Origin of the sequence: Acidovorax sp. ST3 (assembly GCF_003231145.1) — a bacterium.
In the GTDB taxonomy this organism is placed as follows: Bacteria; Pseudomonadota; Gammaproteobacteria; order Burkholderiales; family Burkholderiaceae_C; genus Acidovorax.
Genome location: NZ_QKVP01000070.1, coordinates 1 through 619, shown reverse-complemented (window position 1 = coordinate 619; position 619 = coordinate 1). Strand labels below are relative to the sequence as shown.

At 58.5% G+C, this 619-nt stretch carries 1 protein-coding gene; it reads right to left on the bottom strand.

Annotated features, from left to right (window positions below):
- Positions 1–619: hypothetical protein (locus DNK89_RS24455; protein WP_203422546.1), on the bottom strand; the 619-nt coding region annotated here is incomplete at both ends.

Sequence of the window (619 nt, the reverse complement as noted above, 5' to 3'; positions counted from 1 at the left end):
GCAGGGGAGAAAGTTGCATCGCCGCGCGGTCCTCCTGATGGCGTTGTCCATCATTGGCTGCAGCACCTTGCCCCTTGGCGGGGATTTCGGCCTGCAATCCTTTCTTCTTCATTTCTTCCTTCAGCCTTGCCAGTTCCCGCTCACGTCGCTCCAGCGTTTCGTCGCGGTCCGCCAATGTCGAAAGAAGACGTTCGAGTTTCTGTTCCCGGTCCGCCAGCTTCTTCTTCTCGTTTGCCAGCGCATCGATGGCAGCCTTGCCCTCGGTCAAAATATCCTGATGACGCTTCTCCGCTTCCTTGCGCTGGGCGCGCAGCACGGAGATGTCGTTGTTCAGCTTCTCGATCTCGGATTCGCGCGCCACCAGTTCGATCTGCCTGTTGGATGACGAGAAGCTGGCCTCCTCATAGAGCTGACCGAGTTTCTCGATCTCCTCATTCTTTTTCGCCGCATCCGCTTCAAGCTTGGCAAGTTTCTCCGACATACGCCCGATTTCAGCCGCGCGCTGCGCCAGTTGCACTTTCAACTCCGTGCCAGCGGTTTCCAGCACGGTGATCAGCTCCGCCTTGCGGGTCGCTTCGCTCGCCGCCAGCTTCAACTCTTCGCGGACACGATTGACCTC